The sequence below is a fragment of the Companilactobacillus versmoldensis DSM 14857 = KCTC 3814 genome, from assembly GCF_001434295.1.
Lineage (GTDB): Bacteria > Bacillota > Bacilli > Lactobacillales > Lactobacillaceae > Companilactobacillus > Companilactobacillus versmoldensis.
On record NZ_AZFA01000010.1, the window covers coordinates 73,009 to 88,408 of the forward strand.

At 34.3% G+C, this 15,400-nt stretch carries 16 protein-coding genes; 1 reads left to right on the forward strand and 15 read right to left on the reverse strand.

The window, feature by feature from the left end; translation table 11 throughout:
* Nucleotides 1-80: 80 nt before the first annotated feature.
* The 9 genes from FC27_RS06750 to FC27_RS06790 all read right to left on the reverse strand — a co-directional run bounded on the left by FC27_RS06750 (nucleotide 81) and on the right by FC27_RS06790 (nucleotide 8,957).
* Entirely contained in the window at nucleotides 81-1,073 is a 993-nt protein-coding gene (locus FC27_RS06750; RefSeq protein WP_010624605.1) for an Lreu_0056 family protein, read from the reverse strand.
* A gap of 159 nt (nucleotides 1,074-1,232) precedes the next feature.
* Entirely contained in the window at nucleotides 1,233-2,213 is a 981-nt protein-coding gene (locus FC27_RS06755; RefSeq protein ID WP_010624606.1) for an Lreu_0056 family protein, read from the reverse strand.
* A gap of 198 nt (nucleotides 2,214-2,411) precedes the next feature.
* Entirely contained in the window at nucleotides 2,412-3,386 is a 975-nt protein-coding gene (locus FC27_RS06760) for a DUF4767 domain-containing protein (RefSeq protein WP_010624607.1), read from the reverse strand.
* A gap of 269 nt (nucleotides 3,387-3,655) precedes the next feature.
* Nucleotides 3,656-4,015: a hypothetical protein gene (locus FC27_RS06765; RefSeq protein ID WP_010624608.1), complete on the reverse strand. Its 360-nt coding sequence runs from the start codon at nucleotides 4,013-4,015 to the stop codon at nucleotides 3,656-3,658.
* Nucleotides 3,961-5,415 carry a CAP domain-containing protein gene (locus tag FC27_RS06770; protein ID WP_081483543.1) on the reverse strand — a complete coding sequence of 485 codons (1,455 nt, stop codon included), beginning with the start codon at nucleotides 5,413-5,415 and terminating at the stop codon, nucleotides 3,961-3,963. Before FC27_RS06770 ends, FC27_RS06765 begins: the two co-directional genes overlap by 55 nt.
* Before the next feature lie 5 nt (nucleotides 5,416-5,420).
* Complete coding sequence (locus FC27_RS06775; protein ID WP_010624610.1) at nucleotides 5,421-5,633, reverse strand: hypothetical protein; 213 nt, start codon at nucleotides 5,631-5,633, stop codon at nucleotides 5,421-5,423.
* Between the two features lie 418 nt (nucleotides 5,634-6,051).
* Nucleotides 6,052-7,053, reverse strand: a complete 1,002-nt coding sequence (locus FC27_RS06780; protein ID WP_010624611.1) for an Lreu_0056 family protein — start codon at nucleotides 7,051-7,053, stop codon at nucleotides 6,052-6,054.
* 314 nt (nucleotides 7,054-7,367) lie between these two features.
* Entirely contained in the window at nucleotides 7,368-8,270 is a 903-nt protein-coding gene (locus FC27_RS06785; protein WP_010624612.1) for an SIR2 family NAD-dependent protein deacylase, read from the reverse strand.
* A gap of 3 nt (nucleotides 8,271-8,273) precedes the next feature.
* Nucleotides 8,274-8,957, reverse strand: coding sequence for an SIR2 family NAD-dependent protein deacylase (locus FC27_RS06790; protein ID WP_010624613.1), 684 nt, complete (start codon nucleotides 8,955-8,957; stop codon nucleotides 8,274-8,276).
* 155 nt (nucleotides 8,958-9,112) lie between these two features.
* On the opposite strand from FC27_RS06790, the gene FC27_RS06795 reads away from it, so the two are divergent.
* A complete protein-coding gene (locus tag FC27_RS06795; RefSeq protein ID WP_010624614.1) occupies nucleotides 9,113-9,700 on the forward strand; it encodes a TetR/AcrR family transcriptional regulator in 588 nt (195 codons plus the stop codon).
* A gap of 119 nt (nucleotides 9,701-9,819) precedes the next feature.
* Here the strand turns inward: FC27_RS06795 and FC27_RS06800 are convergent, their stop codons facing one another.
* The 6 genes from FC27_RS06800 to FC27_RS06825 all read right to left on the reverse strand — a co-directional run bounded on the left by FC27_RS06800 (nucleotide 9,820) and on the right by FC27_RS06825 (nucleotide 15,124).
* Nucleotides 9,820-10,812 carry an Lreu_0056 family protein gene (locus FC27_RS06800; RefSeq protein WP_010624615.1) on the reverse strand — a complete coding sequence of 331 codons (993 nt, stop codon included), beginning with the start codon at nucleotides 10,810-10,812 and terminating at the stop codon, nucleotides 9,820-9,822.
* A 142-nt stretch (nucleotides 10,813-10,954) separates the two neighbouring features.
* Entirely contained in the window at nucleotides 10,955-11,569 is a 615-nt protein-coding gene (locus FC27_RS06805) for a hypothetical protein (protein ID WP_010624616.1), read from the reverse strand.
* Nucleotides 11,570-12,801: 1,232 nt separating this feature from the next.
* Entirely contained in the window at nucleotides 12,802-13,629 is an 828-nt protein-coding gene (locus FC27_RS12230) for a hypothetical protein (protein ID WP_369336278.1), read from the reverse strand.
* Nucleotides 13,604-14,002, reverse strand: coding sequence for a type II CBASS E2 protein (locus FC27_RS06815; protein WP_050901059.1), 399 nt, complete (start codon nucleotides 14,000-14,002; stop codon nucleotides 13,604-13,606). The genes FC27_RS12230 and FC27_RS06815 overlap by 26 nt, the downstream gene beginning before the upstream one ends.
* Before the next feature lie 34 nt (nucleotides 14,003-14,036).
* Nucleotides 14,037-14,243 carry a hypothetical protein gene (locus FC27_RS06820; RefSeq protein ID WP_010624619.1) on the reverse strand — a complete coding sequence of 69 codons (207 nt, stop codon included), beginning with the start codon at nucleotides 14,241-14,243 and terminating at the stop codon, nucleotides 14,037-14,039.
* Nucleotides 14,240-15,124, reverse strand: a complete 885-nt coding sequence (locus FC27_RS06825) for a nucleotidyltransferase domain-containing protein (RefSeq protein ID WP_010624620.1) — start codon at nucleotides 15,122-15,124, stop codon at nucleotides 14,240-14,242. Before FC27_RS06825 ends, FC27_RS06820 begins: the two co-directional genes overlap by 4 nt.
* Between the last annotated feature and the right edge of the window lie 276 nt (nucleotides 15,125-15,400).

Genomic DNA, 15,400 nt, shown 5'->3' on the forward strand with positions numbered 1-15,400 from the left:
GAGGATAATAAAAAAACATCAAGACTCTTTAAGAATCTTGATGCCTATTGAAATTATTAGCGTAATTTACTACTGAAGGATTATCCTTCTTGGATATTATCAGCAGCATCTTGAACGATTTGTTTCTGTTCTGGAGTTGAATAGTATTTGGAAATCAATTCAGACAACGAAATCGTATATTCTTTCTTTGTCTGCTGTAAGATCACATCGGCACTAGTAGGATCTCTGAGCCAATAGTTAACATTATCTCCATCTATTTGATAACTGACTTCAGAAGCAGCGTTACCAACATCCATCTCATATTTGTTGTCATCTAGAGAATACATAGTCACACTCGGTATATCATCTGACAATTGACCGCCGTTGTTCTCACCTGAAAAAACCATTATTCCAATTAATTTTGGATCTGTGACTGTTTCTGTATCATTGGAGTCCATCTGAGCAGATTCAGAGTCAGAAGTTGCTTGATTATTACTCTGAGATTGTTGATCGTCTATACTAACATTGCCAATCGTAGGGTCTTTTACAGTCTTATTTTTAGCAATTTTATCAAAGTCAGCTTCTAAATCTGGGCCGTCAGCTTCTCTTAGTTGCGGATTAGTAGATTCAGTATCGCAAACTAACACCACTGGCTTGTGATCATGAAAAGCAAAGAAATAAGTTAATGGTACCGGGATCGGCAGGTCTTTGTTGTGATAATCGTAAATTGCTACAACATTATAATCATATTTATCCAATCCTTGTTGTTCCCAACCAATTGTGCTTTTTGAACCAGCAACTTTTGCTTTAGAAAAATCTTCTGGATAAGTACCTGATGTTGATGTTTTAACTGATCCTTTGCCATCGTATTTATCGAGCATTTCGTCTTTTACAGCTGCAAAAGATCTCATATATGTGCCCAAACGCTTATCTTTTTTGTAGTTCCAAAGTGGTTTCGATTTTTTTGCTTTAGCTTGTTGTGTTGTCATCTGCGTATCTTTTCGACCGTCGGCATCCCCTTTTGCCGTACATCCTGCTAAAGCTATGGCGCCAAAAATCAGTACCATGGTAATAGCTAATCCCCGTGATTTCATACTAAAAAATTCCCCTCAAATATATCTTAATTTTTAAAGCATGATTTAAGTTTACTCGTCTTATTTTGAACACTCAATCAAATTATTAATAGATTTATATTGTTGATTTAAACAAAAAAACATCAAGATCATTTGACTGACCTTGATGTTTAATATTGATTATTCTTCACTGACTGGACCCATATTATTTACAATGTCATCAACATATTGCTTTTGGGCAGTCGTCGAATAATTTGCATTTTGTAAGTCTCGCAAACTATATTTGACTGGATCATAAGTTGCTTCTGCTTCGCTTCTACCGCCACTCAAGTCTTTCTTGTAATATGTGACACTGTCACCACTGAAATTATAACCAATACTGGATGCTGAAGTACCAGTTCCCATCCAATACCTACCGTTATACTTGTAAACCCCCAGCATATCTTCTTCTTGAGAATAGTCGACTCCGTCAGAGACTTTCATCCCTAACAAAATACCGACTGTTCTTGGATCAGTGACTAAATCATCGGAATTGCTCTTTTTCGAAGAACTACTGTGGGAATCTGATTTCGAATTTGATCCAGAGTTTGATTCTGAGTTAGAACTTGTTTGTGAACCTGAGTAAGTTGCCGATTTTCCACTTGCGATTTCTTCAAAGTTGGTATTAATATCGTTGTTCTTAGTCTCAGTTAAATTAGGTGTACCTTCGGTGCTTTGGTCAACTAAGGCCACTGGTTGATCATTGTGGAAAGCAAAGAAATAAGTGATGTGATCTGGAGATTGTGCGCCGTCATAATTGTAAATAGCAACGACATTATAATCATGGTCTCCATGGCCATTTTCACTCCAGCCGATTGAAGCTTTTGATCCATCAACATTAACTTTCGATAAATTCTTAGGATACGATACACCCGTTGCGATCTTCAATGGATGGACGCCATCATACTTGGTATAAGTTTGGTGCATCGTTGGTGCCCATTGATCGATAAATTCTTTCAATTTCTTATCTCTTGTCGTATTCCAAAGCGTAGTTGGCGCGTTATCGCTCGAATTTGATTTACTGTTCTTTTGTTGTTTATTGGCAGTGGTTTTCTGACTAGATGATTGGCCACTGGCAGAATTATTTTGACCACCACATCCCGTCAAAACAAATGCCAGCATTGCTATAACAGCAAGTAGCTGAAATTTTTTACCTTATTTAAGATTCATAATTTCCCCCTATATTTGTTTTAATCCCCAAAACAAAGTGCCGAAAGAAAATTCACATCAGTACTATAAATATAATTATATGTATCCCAACAAAAAAACACAACAAGCTGACTTTAGCTTAATTGTGTTTTCGATTTGAAATTTTTCTATTTAGCTATGCTCAACAGTAGCGTGATTAAGTGCCAGTTGCATGATCCGTTTTTGCGACTCATTACCATAATGCTTTTGTTGAAGTTCTTTCAAACTCAAAACATGTTCAAAATACTTAGCAGTAGCTATCGATTGGTAGTTTGGATCAATCGTCCAATAATGAACATTATCGCCAACTATTTTGTACCGAAGCGTTGAAATGACCGTTCTTTCACCGATCGTATTTTGATCCCCACCTAAGTCGATAGTCAAATTGGGTTCAGTCGTGACGTCAGTATCTGGTTGAACCTCTTCCCTGACCATGATCCCGACCATCTTCGGATCCCTGATTATATTATTCTCAATCTTTTTGGCAGGTGGAGTGGCTGGTTTTGCGGGAGCTTCATTTGTGGAGATTTTGGCAAAATTAGTTTTAACATCTGCATTTTCAGTTTCGGTCAAACGTGGGTCACCATCGCGACTTTGATCGACTAAAACGACCGGTTTCTTATCATGGAAGGCAAAAAAGTAGGTGATGTGATTAGGAGTTGGTGGAACAACGCCATCATGATTGTAGATGGCCACGACATTGTATTCTTTTGAACCACTACCATCTTTGCTCCAACCAATGGAAACCTTCGAGCCATTAACGGTAACTCGAGTTAAATCATCGGGATACATTGTACCCGTTGAAGTCTTGAGTGAATTAGCTCCGTCATACTTCGTATACGATTGATGCATAGTTGGTGCCCACTGATCGATAAAATTTTTCAGCTGAACATCTTTTTCTCGATCCCATAATGCAATAACTTTTTTAGGAGCAACGTTTTCATGTTGAATGTTCTTTTTAGGCTTCACTGTTTTTGCAGGTTTTTCAACATGTTTTTGGGCATCAGCGTCCACTGTGCTACCTTGCTGACTGCTATTTCCGCAGCCAGTCAAAATAAATACGCTTAATGCCAAAATACTTAACATTCCAATTTTGCCAGTTTTCATAATCTCGATATTTCACCCAATATTTCAATTATTTTTTATGCAAAAAGCAACGAAAAGAAAAAGAGAGCATCAAAACTATCAGTGGTAGTTTTAGTGCTCTCTTGCTTTGTTCATTGTCATGCATAGATTTCAGACCATGCATCCATCTGTAATCACTTTTATAATACATAAAGATACATGTCATGACAAGCTAAATATTATTCAATATTATGATCATTATTGTTAATACCGAAACCTATCAGCAATCGTTATAGATAACCTTTTATCTATTATTTAATCCAGGGTGTCAATCCCTCATCAAAATAGTATTGAGCAGGTTCATCCATTTTAAGTAAGCAGTGACCCCAGCCAACGGCATTCCCATTAGCATCGTAAATCAATGCAGCTGTATCCAGACCGTCAGCACCTACTGCGTCCCAAATCGAACCTTCTAAGGGATTCGGTTCTTCAAACGGCGCATCAAGAAAGTCTTCAAGATCACTCTTAGTCTTAAAAATATGGTCTGACACATAATAATTTGTTCCTAAATCATAGCCATAAATATTTTTAAATTGTTGAGCAACTTCTTCTTTAGTTAAGCCAAATTGATCAATAGTAGTTGAATTGAATTGAATTGATCTGAATTCCAAGTCACATCAGTTTGATTATTACCACCAAAATCTTGAATGGCCACGAATTGTCCATTATCCAACTGCTTGACGGCTACTCCAGTATCCGTCAAAGATTCGTCCAACATTATTGCATTATGATCTGGAGACTCTTTCCATAAGTTCAAGGCACTTTGGGCTACTTCATCAGTAGTAGAGCCATTTGTTACAACCAGATTTTCCGCCATACTGGTTCCGACATATCGTTGCAGATCTGGCTGAGTTTGAGCATTGAATTCATCATGATTTGCATCATCGATGTTTCCACTAGCATTTACCTTGCTAGCCTCTGTATTAACACGAGCTTTTGAACCAGCTGATAAATTACTATCAATATTTAAAGCTTTAAGACCATTTTGCGTTCGGTATTCATTTACCAACTTAATAATCTCATCGGCAACTGCTGATGTATCCACAGACGCTGCAGTTGTTTTTTTGGTATATGTAAAAGTAACTGTCGAACCCTTTTTAGAAACATTTACCGTTTTGGAATCTTTGTCAGCAGTATAACCATTGATTATTGGCGCATTAGCAACATAGTTTTTACCAACTTCCTGATCAGATACCACTTTATCATTGGCTAACTTAGTGCCATCTTCACTTATAGCTTTAATTATAATGTCAGCTCTTCTTACTGCTGAATCAGTTGAATTGTTACCCTGATCTTCATCAGAATCTGTTGGTGTGTCTGTTGAAGCACCTTGGTTAGTGTCCTCTGAAGTATTGTCGGAACTATTACCATTTGACTCGGGTGTTTCGTTTTCGTAATCAGGTCCATTCTTCGTATAAGTTTTGTCAGAAAATGCACTAGCTTTAGTCAAAGCAATATCGCTTGCTTTGACATACTCATGAGTCGATACACGATAAAAAGTTTCGCCATTTACAACGACCTTTATATCTGTGAACCAATCGGTAGAACTTCCAAGCATCCTAGTGGTTTCCAAATGACCGTCTGCAACCGGATCAATATATAAATTAGTTTGACCATTAGTATGCAAAACACCGTTCGAAATATTTTGTTCAGATGTTTCATCTGCTAAATCCATTTGATTAGCATTGGCAAATTCATTGGTACTAACTTGCAAGTAAGTTTCTCCGTCGATACCTTTGACTGCTTTACCTATCTTCCATGCAGTACCATTTGCAAGGCCTCTGTAAGCCATCTTGAAACCATCATCGGTAACACTATTGTAAAGTTGTACTGAACCATTTGCTGTAGCATCAGCAACTGCAACATTATTCACAGTTGAAGCATCAACAGATTTTTGATTCATTATGGCAGTAGTACTAAAAAAAGTTACAGCGGTTAATCCCACTGCCAATAATTTCTTTCTTGAAATTCCATGTTTCTTTTCAAGATCCATCTCTTTTCTCCCCCCCATCACAGTCACTCCATCAAAGCTTTAACTATAAAGTAAATAACTGCTATTATGAAAATCCCCAATATGATATAGCCAATATTTGCAAGAATAAACTGTAATGCAAAAAGAATTGCACCAATTACGATTATGGTCAAAATACAGCCACATCCACAGCCGCCTTTGTCATCATCGACCCAGTTCATTTCTTGAAATACCCTTCCAGGTTCCCAGTGTCCCATAAATCCTCCCCAAAACAATTTATGTCGCACAAATCAAATATGAAAAAAATATATTCTATGAACCATTCTTATCGTTTATCTAAGCGTGATACTCGATCAAAAGGTTTTTCGATTTCATGAAATTCACCCCTAGTGAATTTAAACATTAAAAATAATCACAAAACACAATATAATTTATTTTATGCTAACAATTTAACAGTATACCATTTATATATTTATAAAATGAATATAATATAATAACTAATACAACATATTTATCGTTTTATAACAAAGCCATCATTCTCAGATCATTAACAATTTTGATTCCAATTTAATCTATGCACAAAAAGCCCACCCAGTTTGAATCATCAAACATGAGTGGGCTTTGTTATTCTTTTTAACAAGTTATCGTAAAGAATCTAGAAATTTCTCATTTAAATTATCTAGCATCGTAAAACCTGTCAGCAATCGTTTGAACTGACTGCTTTTGTTCATCGGTAGCATAATATTTTGAAACTAAGTTGCTCAATGAAAGCGTTGCTTCTTTCATCTTGGCATCAGGTACAGTTTCTGCGCTACTGAGATCCAATTGCCAATAATGGACTGTGTCACCTTCAATATTGAATTGGACATCCGATGCACTGCTTGAACCTACTGCAATAGAATATTTGCCATCGGATTCAGTAAAATGCACATCAGTGTTCGGATCTGAAATATCAAAATCTGGTTTTACTTGTTGATATATCAAAACAGCTTGAATCTTAGGATCACTGACCGACTCAGTTGACTGCTTGCTTGATGAATCGTTAGCAGTCGAACTATTATTGTCAGTTGATTGGTTGGGTGACTTTTCACTACTCGATTGATTTGAGGCGGAATAACTCTTCCCATCAGCGATATCATCAAAATTTTCTTTGAGATCACTATTCTCAGTCTCTTTCAAATCAGGCATGCCACCGTTGCTTTGGTCAACTAAAACAACTGGATTGCCTTTGTGGAAAGCAAAAAAGTAGGTGATATGTTGATTGTTGCCTTCATAGTTATAAATAGCGACGATGTTGTACCGGTACTTGCCGTTGCCAAAATGACTCCAGCCGATAGATTGTTTCGTTCCTTCCACTTTGACTTTAGATAGATCAGAAGGATAAGTCATTCCATCTGAAGTCTTCAAATCAGTCTTACCATCATACTTTTGATAAGACTGGTTCATCTGACTTTGCCAATCCTTCATGTAACTTTCCAGATCGGTATCTTTTTTTGCATTCCAATTTGGCATAGTGTGTTTCTCAGTATCTTTTTTCTCAGTAGCCTTTTTCTCGGTAGTATTTTGAGAGCTGGCGGCACTTTTTTGACTGCTGGAATTTCCCTGACTACTGCATCCAGTTAGTATCAAAAATGAAAGTCCCAAAGCTGTAGCAAGTTGCATCCTCTTGATTTTCATAAATATATTTCCCCCATAACTTATTTTCCCTCAAACTAAGTTAAAGTTTATTCTTGAATATTTAGCAATTCAATCACCAATCGCAGCCCAGGCAATAAACCTTCATATATGCTGGAAATGCAAGCTAAATCTTCTCGAAGGCAATTCATATTCATGATTGAATCTTTTCAAATCAAAATAGCAATTTGAATAATATAGTCTAGAATTCTATTGAAATAGTTCCCACGATATAAACAATTTACTTATTTATTCATTTCTGCTACGACATCATCAAGTGCTTGAGCAATATCTCCTTTGATAGCCTGTCCTTTATCTTAGATTCCTTCAGGTAAAAATTGATAGTCGCGATTGATCATGACATCGTATGCTCCATCAAGGCTGGCTGTTAAAGCCCAAAATGGTTCTTGAATAAACATTGGAGTTATTCTGCCAACGCCTAATTCGATGAATAATAATTTATCGTCATGCAAATGAGCTAAAATGTCGTCCGAAACTTTTTTATATTCTTGTTGATATCTTTTCCCTTCTAAGAAGTTTCCAAATCCTCTATTCCATGGAAAAGCCTCTGCACCACATGTGGGACATTTTGGGATAAGCTCTGTTGGGACCTTAGTTCCATCACCCATGGCCTTGACCATTTCTTCAACTGGTTTGACAGCGTCCCAAACTTCATCATTGCACTGATTGGAACACTGGAAGAATCGTTGATCACCTTGAATCTGGGAAACTCTTTCTTCTGGAAAAGCTTTGACTGTCTGAGTATCTTGATTAGTCGTCAAAACATAATAATCTTTACCCTTTAGAATCTTCTGTAGATCCAAGTATGGTTTTTGAATAGGAGCGTGTTGGGTCGTGTAAAGAAAAGTGGCTAAATAACCCCAAAACTCTTCACGCGTTGAAAATGGATAGGACCATCCGGCTGCGGCCCCGTCAAAACCATATTTATCCGCAAATTTACCAAATAATTTTCTAAAAGAGTCATTATCTTTGTAGTAAAAGTCTCCACCACCAGCGGCGGATAATCCGGAACCACCACCAATGACGATGTGATCGGCTTCCTTGATTTTTTCAGCCAAAATTTTAATTTGTTCTTTATATGGCAAAGCAGGTTTTTCGGTCAATTTGATAGGGGTTTTGCCACTTGCATAAACGTTGTAATACTGCGAATAATTCATTTGTGTTTTCATTACTAATTGTTCGTAAAATGTTGAGTCCATTTTTTAATCCTCTTTCAATAAGTTATTCATTGTCTGATTGATATCACCAGCTAGTGCAACCGATCGATCACTTATTTCCGGTGCTACCTTAATTTCATTTTGTAAATTCAAAGTGATATATGACCACTTAGGATGACTAGAAACCAACCGCATCATCGGTTCCTTGATCATTTTGTTATGTGAACCAATACCAAATTCTATTTGTACTAATTTCTCATTTTTATTGTTGCTAACAAAGTTCTGAAAAGATTGTTGTTGTTGATTCCACGTCTCATCTCTCATATTGGTTCCATCTAGATTACCTTCGACTTCCCAGATACGTTTAGGATCAAAACCGTTCAACTGAAAATGCGTATCGGCATTAGAAGTAACCACAAAATAATCTTTATCGGTGACCAGTTTCTTAATGTCCTTAAAAATGGGAGTTGGATGATAATCATCAATCAAGTATTTATGAACTTTTTTCATAAAAATGTCATGATCCGTCTGAGGCATTTCGGCATAGACGCCCTGAACCACATTACTGATTCCATAAAGTGACTTAAATTCATTAAAGTAATTTCGAAAATTCAAGTCATCGGCAAAAATGTTATAACCTTCAGTGATCGACAATCCATTACTAGCTGTAATCAGAATTCCATCACTATCGGAAATTAATTCTTGAGCTTTTTTTATTTCTGAATCCATTTCTCCTCCTAAAATCATTTACACAGTGTATAATAAAATACAATATGTAAGGAATTGTTCTTAATGTATAGGATTTTCAAAATAAAGTTAAGCACAGTTTTAGCTTTTTCCCACTTTTATGAACAGTTTTCGAATTTTGTTAAGGAGTTAGATAAATGAATAACCGTAAAACAGACCGTAGAACAATTTATACCATTAATGTTATTAAAGAAGCTTTTTTAGAATTGATTGCCGAAAAACCATACTCAGATATAAAAATTGCCCAAATTTGCCGAAAAGCAGCAATCACTCGGACAACCTTTTATTTACATTTTGATAATATGACCGACATATTGAACGCAGTATTAGATGACGCATTGCTTTTTACAAACACTCAAGCTGATCTTTCAACGACGGATAAAGAAACAATTTCCAATCCACTCAAAGAAAGCGAGTCGTTATTACCAGATTGTCAAAAAGTAGCCGATTCTCCCAAATACCGAAAACTTTTAATGGATCCTAGCTTAAGCGATTATATTATCGGTCGAATAATCACCCATGAAAAACCAACAATCATTCCCGAAGTCCAAGCACGAACTGGCCTTAGCGAAGCGGATGCTGAAGCAATCTTTGCATATTCGATTCATGGATCATTTGCAATTAATAAAAAGCATCATTTTATTAAAAACCAGGCTTGGTATCATGATCTGCAATTGCTCAACAAATTCATAAGTGCCGGATATGACAAATTTAAAAAAGCATAGAAAAAGAGACCCTCAAGGAGGATCTCTTACACCTTAGATAAAAATTTTAAATCAATATTAGATGATTTAAAGTTTTTTATCTATTCTTATTTATCTGTTTGTTTATATTTGCCAAAATCTTACATCATATCTTGCAAGTCATCTGCGGTCTTTTGAACAACTTGTTTCTGCTCATCTGTTGAATAATACTTTGAAATCAAGCTTCTTAAAGAAACCGTGGACTTTTCCATAGTCTCGTCTGCAGTAACATCTGAACTGTCCGGATCTAATTGCTGGTAATGTACGGCATCACCTTGGATTGAATATTGAACATCTGATTCAGCAGAGCCTCCGCCGATTGAATATTTACCAGGAGCATATGGATTGTAACGCATAACCCAATCAGAATCTGGTTTTTCTGGATCATACCATGAATTTGCTTGCTCATAGACCAAAACACCAATGATCTTAGGATCACTGACAGAATCAGTTGACTTGCTATTAGACGAATCACCCTTTGACGAACTGCCATTGCTGCTTTGACTGTCAGAAGCATTATCAGTATCAGAGGCATCTGGAGTTGAATAACTCTTTCCATCAGCAATATCCTCAAACTCAGATTTCACATCATTATTCTCAGTCTCTTTCAAATCAGGCGTCCCGCCACTACTTTGATCGACTAAAGCAATCGTCTTTTTATTGTGAAAAGCGAAGAAGTACGTAATGTGGTCATTGTTGCCATCGTAATTATAAATTGAAACGACGTTGTACTTATACTTGTCCGTTCCATTCTTGCTCCAACCGATGGATTGTTTACTACCGTTCACTTTGACTTTGGAAAGATCAGACGGATAAGACATCCCCGCCGAAGTCTTCAACGCATTTGTGCCATCGTATTTTTTGTACGATTGGTTCATCTTACCTTGCCAATCCTCCATAAAGTTCTCAAGATAATTATTTTTTCTGACACTCCACATGACGGTAGATCTTTTCTGTGTTGATTGCTTCTTGGTAGTCTTTTGAGAAGTCGAGGCACTGTTTTGACTACTAGAACTAGTTTGACTACTACATCCAGCCAGTGCAAAAAGTGATACACCTACAACTGCAGCAAGTCGAACACCCTTGATTTTCATAAATATGCCATCCCCTATAATTTTTTCATGAATTATAGGTTAAGTTTAAGCTTGAAACTTTAGTAATTCAATTAATTTATAAATATATTTATTTTTAATGGGAACATACTAGTAATTTCAACTGCTTATTCATAGAACTTAACTAATGACCGTTTTTATATGCATATCCTGTTCTTTGATGATAGTTTTGATAATTGCCGGAAGAAGAATTATTACTTGGATCATTTTTGTACAGATGATGTGTCCTTTGATGGTAATCTTGATAACCATTATTTGAATAATAACGGCTCGGATTATTTGTATATGGATAATTAGTTCTTTGATGATAATCTTGATAACCACTATCGTTACTACCTTGATTAGAAGAGTTATTCAGTGCTTGATTTGAATTATTGTCAGATTGACTTTCAGTATTTGTTGTAGTCTCCACAGGAGTTTGATTTGAAGTTTCTTTATTTATATCAGTACTATTATCGTTGTTATTGGCCCCTTCATTATTTTGTTTTTCTTCAGAACCATCTGCATTCGATTTAGATTCTTTATCATTTGTTGCGTTTTTTTCATTTTTATTCTGATTATCATTAGTGGCTTTTTTATTTTTCAAATTAGATTTGTTTACTTCATTTTTCTTTTTACTTTTAACTTTCGTTGTAGTTTTATCAGCGTTATCCTCAGATGAATTTTGAGGATTATTGCATGCAGTTAATTCGAATAGAAGCATGCCACTTACTAAAAGTAATAAAATTTTTTTGATCATATTTATGTTTCTCCTTTTATTTGGGCGGGAAATTGGATACATTTATCCTAAAATTAACCTTTTCAAATGCTTAAAATGATTGTCTCCTTAACAGAATGTTATTCAATTATAATTTTCTTTTAAAGGTATAGTCCATTCAAATTTGATATATAACTATATTTAAAGACTTTGAAAATAATACTCTTTTATTAATGAAAACTTCTTCGCTAATGTGCGACTTTAATTTTGGGCCTAAATTTTCTAGTATTGCCGAAAGCCAATACTAGTATTTTTGTCTTCTTTCAAACATAGAAAAAGACTTCATAGTCCATTTTTATAATTTAAGCGACCAAACCAAATTGTACAAAGGAGAGTCTGTGATATCCCAATTAAATTCTATATTAAATCTTCTAAATATAGCAGACATAAATATCAAAATTCCAAGGTAGTCAAAAACTTCATACAAAGGTTATTGAGGGCAGATTATCGTATTGTTTGAAAAAATATCCTAATTAAAGATTCGATTGTTTGATGAAAAACGTGACTAGAAAAACCATGTACTTCTTGCCAGTTAAATAATTGCGAATATTATCTAAATATCTGCAAACATAGATATTTTTGAAAATCTCGCAATACCAGCTGTGGCTCACATACCGACTTTGCAAAAAAGAATTAATCAATGTCAATCTGTACCAATCGAGAAATAGATTATTAACAATAAAAGCAATGTCCAGTAAGCAACAAGTCGAATCATTCTCGATAGACTTGAATGCCAACTACTCAAGAGTTACAAGAGTTATTAGACGATTATTCTCATACCCAAAGATAGTCCCATATCCTCCGATTAGTCATTAAAACTATTGATGAAGTACGTTTGTTTGTCTGTACTGAATAGACTGTCTCAGTGGCAAGAGACATTGTTAATACAAAATTCTTAAAATCCAATCTAAGATGTCCAATCTAATTGACGTAAAACTCAATCCGACTGATATCAAATACATTTTTGGAATCAATAAGTACATGACCCAACAGAATCTGTCGATATTGGTCTTGAGTCAGATCCTGTCTTCAAAGACGTCTATCAGACATATCAGAACGTTCTCCGCTCCATCCAAGTCAAAAGTATGAACTTATTGAAAGAATTTAAAAACAATGGATATCGCTATAAATACGATTAAAAGTAATTACAAATATCTAGTCAACAAATGTGAATCACCACACTCTAATTGTTCTATAGTGATTAATCGCTAAAATCAAAATATCTTATGTTTTTTAACGAACTTAAAATTGTGTTCACTTGATGACTCATAAACACACAAATGTTTGAACCCATCCCTTCGATCCATTTCAAAACATGTATCAATAATTTTTTTGGTCATGTAAGGCGATGTAGAAAGAAATAGATTTACCGTTGTATAACACTTACTAAGTTCACCAATTTTTGATGAAAAATCCGATAACAACCTGGCATTATATGACTTATATGATCCACTGTAATTATTGGATTTAATTTTTTTTAAATACCACGTTTCCCTCGATACAAAATCCGAAGGATCTATTTTTGATAAAGTTTCATATGTATCATCTACGATTATATTGACCTCATCATTATTATTTCCAGTATTCACCATCTTACACAATATTTTGGAATTATCAGTTTCTAGTGAATCGACGATTCCCTCTAATCTTGGCCATGTAAGTATTATTTTAAATGAAATCCAAATTGGCATATTTTTTAATTTAAACTCCTTTGCACCACCAAAAAAGCAAGCTATATAAATCCAATTGATACTATTTCGAATATACTTTGTCTCATTTGGATTTAACGTATCAGATAAAATTTTATTACCAACAAATCTAGTTAACAAATATCCTAATGTGATCACTAATGACGAAAATACGCATCTAAAAATTTTGGGAGGAAGAGAATTATAAAACATCTCCAAAATTTCATTAGAAATATATTTGCTTCTAATAAAGGAGAATTTAAACAATAGCGTTGTGATAATAATGAACGTAATTATTAATATTATTGCTTTTCCTTTCGGGCCAAATTTAAATCGAATCATGAGTTTCACCATTGTTATGCTGTATTTCCTTACCAAACCATGTACCAGTAATCATAAAATGTTCAAAAAAATAGAGCCATTCCATCGCCCATGGAACTATAGTATTTTTATACTGCATTTTTGAATTATATTCTCCCGGAAAATATAAACATAACTCCAAAGCTTGTTTACTCTCATCAAACCTATAATAATGTGGAAACTCATTCAAATTATCTTTGTAACTAAAGGGTTTGTACAAATAGACGGTTGACTTATAATCAACCCCACCTTGAAATTCAATATCATATATACTTCCTAAACTATCAGGAGCAATCGCGGTTCTAACAATAAAATTTCCTCTATCACTTATTGACGTATAGCTAGCATCAGGAAATATCTTCTTCAAATCGTAATAATCTCTTTGAGCATAAACATATTTTTTAATCTTCCTCACCACCATAAAAGTTATGGTCAACTATTTTATTACCAACATTGTAATCATTAACGCCTATATCTTTATCGAAAGACATATTTGAATTATTACTATTGTTTTTATGGATTTCTCCAATATTTTTAAATACATTTTTAGTAATCTCATTTCCAAATGACCTGCGAAAGTTTTCATTAATCAGTAGACGTGTACTCAATGAATCCTCTGAAAAATCTTTTTCAAGTTGACTAAGCCACTCAAAAAAACTTTTTTGCGTTCTGGATATTCTTCCCATTTATCAGCAAAATTTTCATTAAGATCAACAGGATTTGAAATGATCGTCTTTCCATTTCTCGAAACAATATTAGTTCTCATTTTTCTTACGATACTAGTAACAGCAGAAGACAAATCAGTTTCATCGCCATAAGACTCAGCCGCTAATGTAGTCATGATTATTGAAATAGGTTTTATCTTTTCATCTATAACATCTTGAAAATATTTATTTCGGTGATATTTAATCAATCTCACTGCCCTTTGTAAGATTGTCCCTTTCATGTACTTTGGAAGATTTTTAACTGTATTTCTAAAATTATTTTCCAAGTAATCCTTATTTGTAATTTCATTGGACATAGAAATAAACCAGTCTTTATATTTCATTGGGCTGCTGTATAAATAATTATATTTACCTTTGATTTTATTAGTAATTAAAATATCAGAATTTCTGTTTTCAGAAACAATCGCAGGAACAACGTCTACGTGTGAATTGTTCTCATAATTAATTCTCCAAGCACGATTTTTTTCATCCATTCGTTCGTTTCCATATCTGATATTTTTCTTGAAAACATTTCCTATAAGACATTTTAAAGATATGGCCTTTATGTTAGATACGTTTTTATTTGTTATCTCTGCAACAATGTCAACATCGAATTCTCCTTTGCCTGATAATGGTCTAATTGTTGTTCCAAGATTATAGGAACCCTGTGGAAAAATAAATACTTCATATTCATCATTCAAATTATTATTTAGAAGATTTGAAATTGATTGGTATTCTTCTTGAATTATTTTTTCTGATGTTTTTGATAAAGATATTCTATTCACTAATTCTTCTAGAATAAGATTTATTTCATTTATTTTTCTAATCGTTTTTCTCCGTTTCTATATGCACTTGTATATATATAGTATGCGTTAATTTTGTTAATACCAGATAATGTACTTTGGCGGCTAAAGTATCATATCATAAATCTCACTATTAAACTATTATCTACCTGTAAACAATCACATTAATTTAAACTAACTAATTATTCTGAGATATATCTTTAGAGTTAGTCCATTTAAGTCCCTTTAAATAAAAAATTTCGGGTCTAAACTTTCTGG